The sequence below is a fragment of the Nostoc sp. LEGE 12447 genome (assembly GCF_015206985.1).
In the GTDB taxonomy this organism is placed as follows: domain Bacteria; phylum Cyanobacteriota; class Cyanobacteriia; order Cyanobacteriales; family Nostocaceae; genus Nostoc.
The window spans coordinates 146,171-155,088 of sequence record NZ_JADEXT010000015.1 but is presented as its reverse complement, the minus strand read 5'-3'; the positions used below and the strand labels follow the sequence as shown (position 1 = coordinate 155,088).

At 40.7% G+C, this 8,918-nt stretch carries 5 protein-coding genes and 1 tRNA gene; 1 reads left to right on the top strand and 5 read right to left on the bottom strand.

Going from position 1 to position 8,918, the window contains the following annotated elements:
* Positions 1 to 256: 256 nt before the first annotated feature.
* The 5 genes from IQ274_RS17355 to glcD all read right to left on the bottom strand — a co-directional run bounded on the left by IQ274_RS17355 (position 257) and on the right by glcD (position 6,843).
* A tRNA-Lys gene (locus IQ274_RS17355) sits at positions 257 to 328 on the bottom strand.
* Between the two features lie 63 nt (positions 329 to 391).
* The gene (locus IQ274_RS17350; RefSeq protein ID WP_194142965.1) at positions 392 to 2,638 is read right to left on the bottom strand and encodes a GAF domain-containing protein; all 2,247 of its coding nucleotides are present in this window, start codon (positions 2,636 to 2,638) and stop codon (positions 392 to 394) included.
* A 344-nt stretch (positions 2,639 to 2,982) separates the two neighbouring features.
* Complete coding sequence (locus tag IQ274_RS17345) at positions 2,983 to 3,546, bottom strand: hypothetical protein (protein ID WP_194142964.1); 564 nt, start codon at positions 3,544 to 3,546, stop codon at positions 2,983 to 2,985.
* A complete protein-coding gene (locus IQ274_RS17340; RefSeq protein ID WP_194142963.1) occupies positions 3,546 to 4,793 on the bottom strand; it encodes a glycoside hydrolase family 10 protein in 1,248 nt (415 codons plus the stop codon). The genes IQ274_RS17345 and IQ274_RS17340 overlap by 1 nt, the downstream gene beginning before the upstream one ends.
* A 577-nt stretch (positions 4,794 to 5,370) precedes the next feature.
* Positions 5,371 to 6,843, bottom strand: coding sequence for a glycolate oxidase subunit GlcD (glcD, locus tag IQ274_RS17335; RefSeq protein WP_194142962.1), 1,473 nt, complete (start codon positions 6,841 to 6,843; stop codon positions 5,371 to 5,373).
* A gap of 564 nt (positions 6,844 to 7,407) precedes the next feature.
* On the opposite strand from glcD, the gene IQ274_RS17330 reads away from it, so the two are divergent.
* Complete coding sequence (locus IQ274_RS17330) at positions 7,408 to 7,758, top strand: CTB family bacteriocin (protein WP_175586496.1); 351 nt, start codon at positions 7,408 to 7,410, stop codon at positions 7,756 to 7,758.
* The last annotated feature ends 1,160 nt before the right edge of the window (positions 7,759 to 8,918 follow it).

The window sequence follows — 8,918 nt, the reverse complement described above, 5'->3', positions numbered from 1 at the left end:
CCTATGTAAAATCTCAATGCCCGTACCAGCCACCACCGAATCTAGCGCAGCGTTCCCCAGTTGCGTCAATGTTCACAGTTCCAGTTTTTTGTTAACGATCGCACTTGACATTCAAGACAGTCGCTACAAAACTTATATTTATGAGCATCAATCATAAGTTTATCTCAACCAAAACATTTACCCATAATTGGTTGTTTTAGGGGTACATTGGATTGAAGTGAGAGAAAACTGAGAGAAAAAATAAATACTTAAAAAGTGGGTGACGAGGGATTTGAACCCGCAACCAATAGATTAAGAGTCTACTGCTCTACCGTTGAGCTAGTCACCCACACGAATAACCATCATAGCACAACTTCTGAGAATTTAGCTAGTGATACGTCCAAAAAACGAATTAAAGGGGGAATTTGATGGTGAAGGTGGTTTGACCGGCTCCACTCTCTACATAAATTGAGCCGCCTAAATGTCTGACCATTTTCTGCACTAATGCTAATTCCAGCCCAGTGCCGCTGTGTTTCCAAGGATCGTGCTTGGAAAGGTGATAAAAAGGCTCAAAAATCCGTGACAGTTCATTGCTGGTAAGCTCTAGTCCAGAATTGCTAATATTAAGCTCTACTGCATCCCCTCTTAAGTAGGCAGAGACTGTGACTGATTCACCTGCTGGGGTATATTTGCAGACATGGTTGAGTAGTTCGGTGATAATCCTCTCCATATCTGTGATATCTGTCTCTAAAGGCGGGAGTGCGCGATCAATACTCAGTTTTAAATGCTGTCGCTGACAGTTGGTGAGGTCTCGAAAAGACTCGACAATGGGCTGAAGCCAGCTTTGTAAGTCAATGGCAATCAATGTTGGGGGTTCGGGTTCTGCTTCAAGATATGTGAGTTTGAGTAGATCGTTAATTAACTTGCTTTCTCGCGCACACTCGTTATGCAGAATCTGCAAGAGTTGTGGAACTATTTCTATCTCTAATATTTCTGCTGGTGTTAAGACACTTTCGAGGGTTTGGACTGCAAGGCTGATGCTAGTTATTGGGGTTCGCAGTTCTTGGGAGAGATTTCGGAGAAATTGATTTTTGAGCCGATCGCAATTTTCTAATTCTTTAACTTGTGTCTGGGTTTGTTGGTAAAGTTGAGCTTGGCGAATTGCGATCGCACATTCATTGGCAACCTGCTGCACTAATTCAATTTCAAATTCATCAAATGCCTCTTGTGATGGTCTTGCCAACCAAAGATTTCCCAAAATCCCTTGAGTATCGAAAATTGGACAAGCCATCTGGGACATAACCAACAACTTTGGTTGCCATCCAGGGGCAACTTCCAAAAATTGCAAAGGTTGTTTTTGCAATAAGGGTTGATAAACTTCCAGACGGTCTGTAATCTGTCTAGTCAGTTCTTGACACTGCGGTAGATTGTTGATGCTGTACCCGTAGGCAATAGTTACCAGGGTTTGACAGGGGCTATAGAGTTCAATTTGGCAACGTTCAAGGTTCAGTAACTCTGTTAATTCCTGAGTGACAGTCTGCAACACCTGAGCTTCATCCAGACGATCGCGGATTTGTTCTGTCATCCGTCGCACCAAGGCTTCAAAGTTTCGTACCTGCTGCAACTGATTTTTGTGCTTCTGTTTTTGCAACTCTATTTCGACTTTGAGATCCTGAAGCTGCTGACGAAGTTCTGCTTGTTGCACAGCAATGCCGATTTGAGTTGCCAACTGTTTGAGTAAGCCAGTTTCTGCTTGCTGCCATTGACGTGATTCTTGGCAATGATGGGCAATCAATAGCCCCCACATATCTTGCTCTTGGAAAATCGGCACGACTACATTGGCTCTAATCTGCAAAGATGCCAGGAAATCTATATGGTAAGGATGCAAGTCTGCTGCATAAATATCCTCAACAACTTGAATGCAACCTTGCCCGTAGTGTTCTGGATTGCTACTAAAGCAGGGATCGATGATGTTTTTTCCCAAGAGTGAATCGCTTGCAGCGACGCTTGCGGCAACAATTACCCCACTGCCATCAGGCTGGAAGCGATAAACTAGAACGCGATCGCAATTCAAAAACTGCCGCAGTTCAATTGTTGTCTGATGCAGAATTGTCTCTAATTCTACAGATTGGTGAATTCGTCCGGCGATCGCTTCTAGCAATTGCTCCCGTTCAAACTGGAGTCCGACTGCTTCTTGGGCTTGCTTCACAGGAGTGATATTACTACTAGTACCAATCAGTCGATAAATCCGAGAGTTAGCATCCCTTAGTGGCGTGAGAGTCGTACTCCACCAAGTAGTAACCCCCTGGAATTGTAAACATTGTTCGTAAGAAATAGTTTTACCAAATAGCACACAGTCAGCATAGTGCTGACGCACCCTACAAGCATCGATGGGGGAGAGAATATCCTCTGGTTTTTTGCCTCGGAGATCGTCTGAGCGAATTCCTATCCACCGCTCATGAGTGGGATTAAGTGCTACATACTGAAAATCTCCATCTTCTAGAACATCTACTACAAATATTGATGCCTGCACAGAATCGTACATGCTCAGTAGAAATTGCTCACTACTATTTTTCTCCTCTACTTCCGTGCCAAAGATAATTTGAGGGGGCGATAATTTTGTCAACTCCATAGTTGATTCTGCTGGATTTTTATTCATGCGAGAGTCCCTTTCTGGTATTACTGACTCTTCTAGGCGCTCTCTTATCGTTATACTTGTAGTAGATGCACTTTAGCGCCTATAGCAAAGTATTGTCAGCTGTTGCTCATCGAAATTTAAATCTTTCTCTACTTCTGGTCAGAAATCTAGGAAAGCTAATAGAAGTCAGCTTAACAAATCCTGCTTTTTGAAGGCGAAAATACATTTGCAGTTTAGGGCAAATCTAATGATTTTTTGAACAGTTTTCCAAGATTTTTGCATATACTTAAGTACAATTATCATACTATAACAATTAATTTTACAATTCTTAATAAAATTATTGGGTGAGGCTGGGTAATGGGAACTCACGACCGCAATTTATGAGCATTCATTCCGGTGAGGATACCAACTAGCAGCCAAGTGATAGCTAACCCTATAACTTCGCCTAAGAATAATTGCGTTAAGTGGTGCAAAATCATTCCCACAGCAGAACCCACGGGGACAGCAACAGCCCAACTGACCGAAGAGACAAATATCCATCGCCACGCCACAGGCTGGGGAATTGCTAACCATTGTGTCAATCCAATTCCCAAGCCGCCAAGTGCGCCATAAATGGCTCCCGACAGGATTCTCAAAGGAAGAATCTGAATACTGGGTACAATCCAACCTACCGCACCAATACCGATCGCAGTGATGATACTCCAACCCAAAAGACTTGACAAAATCCACCTGATGCAAAATACAGGTTCTTTGAGAAGACAACCTTGAGGAAGTGCGATCGCAAATCCACCAATAGCTGCTTCTAGCACCCCAACATCTGGCTGATCGCCAACTTCAATAAAAAGTAAACTCAATAAAAAACCGCCACAAGTAGCGATAGTCCACAGCAGTGTAAAGCTAAATCTAGTATTTTCCGGCGCGAATGGCATCAAAGTTTTTTTGGTTTGAATTGTCTGACAGTTCTAGCATTAAACATCTCAAAAAAAGCTTTGCGTCGCTGTTGGGGCGATTCCGGTACAATGTAACCCCAGAGACTCTCCCAGTAGAAAAACGATATACCATTAAAATTGCGATCGCGTACTGCTTGAACCTGTTCTCTAACTTGTGCCATTTTTACAGGATTACGCACCGTTCCCGTTGATATACCAATTTGTACAGGAATTAGACTTTGAGCCAATTTCACAGATGGTTGTTCTAATTGAGCGATAAAAGAGCTTTGATCATTTCGATAAACTTGCAAAATTAACTCATTAACTAAACCTTTTTTTACCCAATTCTCCCAGTCTTGCAAATAGTATTTGTAGGCAAAAGCTTGATAGTTTGGAGATAGGGATATTTTGACTTTGGGTTTCACCGCCTTCACAGCTTGATAGAGTTCTGCCATGAAATCAGTAATTTTGTCCGCTCGCCAACGCATCCATTCTGAGTTAAAAGGGTCAATGGGAGGACTTTTGCCTTTATGTTCTTGCTGGTAGAGTTCAATCGTGAAGCGATCGTAACCAAACTGTACAGGCATCCCAAAATGATCGTCAATCTGAATACCATCCACATCATAATCCCTGACTACTTCCAAAATTAGCCCTCGGATAAACTCTTGCACTTGCGGATGTAAGGGATTCAACCAAGCTAGCTTACTTACTAAACTATTATCAATTTCTTCTGGTGGTGCATCTTGGATAGACTTGAGACCTTCTTGTCCAATTGTTAACCAGTCGGGATAACGCCTTGCTAACTGTGAATAATGCGGTGTCATAAACCCATATTCAAACCAAGGAATAACTCTCAAATTTTTCCTTTTGGCAAGTGTCACTATCTTTGTTAAAACATCCTGTCCACCGTGCATGAAATTGAGAAAAGGTTGAGTATTTGAGCCTGTAGTCATTTCAGCTACTGCACTTTTATAAAAAGTATGTCCTCGGTTCCAAACCACAGGATAAATTGTATTAAAATTGAGGGACGATAATTGGTTTATAGCCCGGTTAATGCCCCAAGGGACAAATAGTACACCACTAGCAACATTAGTGAGCCAAACGCCGCGAATTTCTGTAGGTAAAGGAATTATTTTTTGGGAATAAACTGGGAGTGAAGAAACTGAAGAGAATGAAAAAACTGTTAAAGTGGCTACTAATCCCAAACACATTAAGTAAGAAACACAACGGCGAGCAACCCGATTCATTTGTAATCGTGACCTAGTGCGATCGGAATATATATAACTACAAAATAAAGTTGTAATCCTCCGGATTATGTAAAGAAATGATGATTAATAACTCAGAATTCAGAAGTCACAAGTCAGAATAGTTGAAAGCATACGGAGCCAATTTTGGTTATGAATATATTTAACGATACCAAAACCTAATAAATTAGAATTCCAAATTCTAATTCTTACTCCTAATCCCAATTTTTTATGAAGCTGCATATAATTCGATCCCCCCCAGCCCCCCTTAATAAGGCTACAGCGTACACACAAGTCTAATTACCCCCCTTAGTCCCCCCTTGGAAAGGAGGGAAATAAGAAAATCTAGTTCCCTTCCCTTTCCAAGGGGAGGGTTAGGGTGGGGTAAAACCTTGTTTAATCAACTATTTTAAACTTGTGTGTACACCGTAGCTTAATAAGGGGGGAACCGGAAAAACATATATCTTGATCCCCCTTTTTAAGGGGGATTTAGGGGGATCAAGATATATGCAACTTCACATTAAATTGGTATAACTTCTAATTCTTAACTCCTGACTCCTGAATCCTGAATTCTTTCTTCTTAAAATCTTTCCACACCTTCAAATTTTTTGACAGCAGACGCATTTGCTGCTTCACCACAAGTTCGTGGCGTGGGGAATATCTTTTCAGGATTTGCTAACCCTTTAGGATTAAAAACTTGCCGTACCCATTGCATAGTTTCTAAATCAACTGGGCTAAACATCTGTGGCATATAGCACTTTTTCTCCGCACCAATACCATGTTCACCAGAAATACTGCCACCAACTTGGACACAAAGCTTGAGAATTTTTCCACCCATTTCTTCTACTTGTTCCAATGCTCCAGGTACAGAATTATCATAAAGAATTAATGGATGAAGATTGCCATCTCCAGCATGAAATACATTAGCAACACGATAACCATATTGTTCGCTTAATGCCTCAATCTCATGCAGAACATAAGGCAACTGAGTCCGGGGAATTACACCATCTTGCACATAATAATCTGGACTTAAATGCCCAGCCGCAGCAAAAGCAGCTTTACGTCCTTTCCATAATTTCAATCTGGTTTCTGGGTCACTAGCAGAAGTAACATTTCGTGCCCCATTCTTTTTACAAATTTCGGTTACTCGCTGCTTATTTCCTGCAACTTCTACTTCTAACCCGTCAATTTCGATTAGCAAAATAGCAGTAGCATCGCGGGGATAACAATTTGTGGCAACAACATCTTCAACTGCATTGATGCTAAAGTTATCCATCATTTCCATACCGCCAGGAATAATTCCAGCGCTGATGATATCAGAAACAGTTGCTCCGGCAGCTTCAATACTGGTAAAATCTGCCAACAGCACGCAAATTGATTCTGCACTTTTGAGAATTCGTAAAGTAATTTCTGTGGCAATTCCTAAAGTGCCTTCAGAACCAACAAACACACCCGTTAAATCATAACCAGGCATTTCAGGTATTTGTCCGCCTAAATCGACAATTTCTCCTTCTGGCGTGACAATTTTTAATCCTAAAACGTGGTTAGTGGTGACACCATATTTAAGACAATGTACGCCACCAGAGTTTTCAGCAATATTCCCCCCAATAGAGCAGATAATTTGGCTAGATGGGTCAGGAGCGTAGTAAAAACCAGCACCACTAACGGCTTGTGTTACCCAACTATTAATCACGCCTGGTTGAACAATTGTGCGTTGATTTTCCAAATCAATGCTGATGATTTGCCGCATTAAGGAAGTGACAATCAAAACAGAGTCTTCCACTGGTAAAGCACCGCCAGATAGACCAGTGCCAGAACCGCGTGCGATGAAGGGGATAGAATATTGATTGCATATCTTTACCACTTGGGCAACTTGTTCTGTTGTTCTAGGTAATACCACTACAGCCGGGCGTTGGCGATAGCCAGTTAAACCATCACATTCATAAGTAATAAGTTCTTCGCGGCGTTGCACTACACCATTTTTGCCAAGGACAACCTCGAATGCTTTGATAATAGGTTTCCAGTTGTGTTGTTTTTTATCTTGGGTCAGCATAGTTTTTAAAGTTAACTATAGTAACTTAGAGTTTAAAACAATACCCAAGTTTTTGAGGGATTTGCCAATAGTTTTGAGCGGTTAACGACGTTTTAAGCATTGCGGCGTTCTTTCTAGCTTTACCGCAGACTCTACCGCTTTAAAACTTACTGAGCTTAGTTGCTCCACTTGAAAAACTTGATATTATCCATTCGTTACGAACAAAGTTGTTCTGGTAACAAAAGGTTGTCTATTTGTAGCAACTACTTATGTATTATTTGCAAAGACTTAAGCAAAACTTATTAATAATCCCCCAATCATAATGTCAAAGTAGTGATTGTAGATATGCAAAATCTTTCAATATATGTTCAAATACTTTAAATAAGTTTAAAAATAGCGAATATTCATCATTCTTACTCTATGGCATTGGTATATCTAAAAAAAATCAAAGATTTTATATCTACCTTAAGAAACAAAAATACAATTTGGTTTTATGTCTTCAGGTTTATGAAATCATGACAAACAATGCCTATAGTTGGGTCTTAGGTAGTCACATACCTAATTTCGTAAGTGAGGCTAACAATCATGTCACATCAAATAGTTGCATCTGAGTTGCTTAATGAGTTATCTGATGAGCAACAACAGATAATAGTCGGTGGTGCCGACTTTGAGTTAAGCGGCAGCAATTACGGTAACAGACGGAATGGTTTACTGGGAAAAACCAATTCCGGTCCCCAAGGTAGCAGCTCCGTCTCCGTAGGCACCAGTAATGCCATCAATACGGCTGCACAAGATTTCTTGGGCTTGGGTGGAACCATTCCTACAAGTGTTGGAGCCTTAGGTCTTTCACCAACTGGTGGCGATCCAACTGGTGGCGAGCAAACTGGTGGCGAGCAAACTGGTGATTTAGGTGGCGAGGAAACTGGTGGTGCATAGTAACTATAGCTCATAGGTGTCTCAAAAAATCAGATATCATATCAAAGCGCCATACATATTTAAGCAGGGAATAGTAAATGGAGATTCTTAAACATTCAAGACTGAAGAATGAATCTTTTTCATCAGACTTGTTTTTTTACTACTCCCCTACTTAAAATGTGCAACTTTGAACAGAATAACTGATAATGCAGAGTCACCTATTCCATTTCTCAGACGGTAGCGCCAACTCCTGTTTCGTGATAGTGCTGAGTAATATAGGTGCTCAAGGTTTCTCCTCCTTGGGTGCTGGAACCAGCCCTAGATTCCAGAGCTTTCCTGTCATTTTCCCTTTTGTACAACCCAATTATCTGGCTAAATCCCTTAGGGAAAACTGTATCAGTGAGTTAGCCTCTGGAATCTTTTATTAAAGAGCTACATAAATGAGGCTAACAATCATGTCACATCAAATTATTGCATCAGATTGAGTGGATCTGTTCCTATAAGAATCACAGTTTTGCCCACCCCTTTATCCTTTTAACTATTCCCACAAGTAACCTGCAAAAGTTGTCACGTCAAAGCGCTTCGCAAATTTAAGCAAGTAATGGTAAATTAGGGTTCTCAAATAGTTAAGAATGAAGATCGGTTTACCCAAATAGCACAGTCAACTTTGATATTGTGATGGTGTTAAGTAATTTCCCCACTCAAAGTTTCTTATCATTAAGTATGTAGAAGCGATCGCAGATTTTCAGAGATATTTTGTCTACAGATGTACTGTCTTTTATATAACCCCCATATTTCCAATCAAGAGGTTAGGAAGAATTTCATCACGAGTCAATCTCCTGAATGCTGATTCTTAATTAGGTTCGCCTAAGTGAGGCTAACAATCATGTCAAATCAAATAATCACATTTTTGGGGAATAAATAATAAAAGGGGGATGAAGGAGACTATTATGACTCGCTCAACGTAAGTGAGGACTTTGAGAGAGTTTGAGCGTTTTCCTCCGTTTTTTTCAACGCGTTGCACACGTTAGAAATATGAGGAAGGTGATTTTAGCGCATTGCGCATACCTTTCTCTCCCCCCTTAATTGATTATATAACATCGTAAAGCATGATGTTTGTCACTGTTAGTAACATACGTTACCGTTTCACTTTTTAGCCTGCCTAGTACATAGCCTTGCTA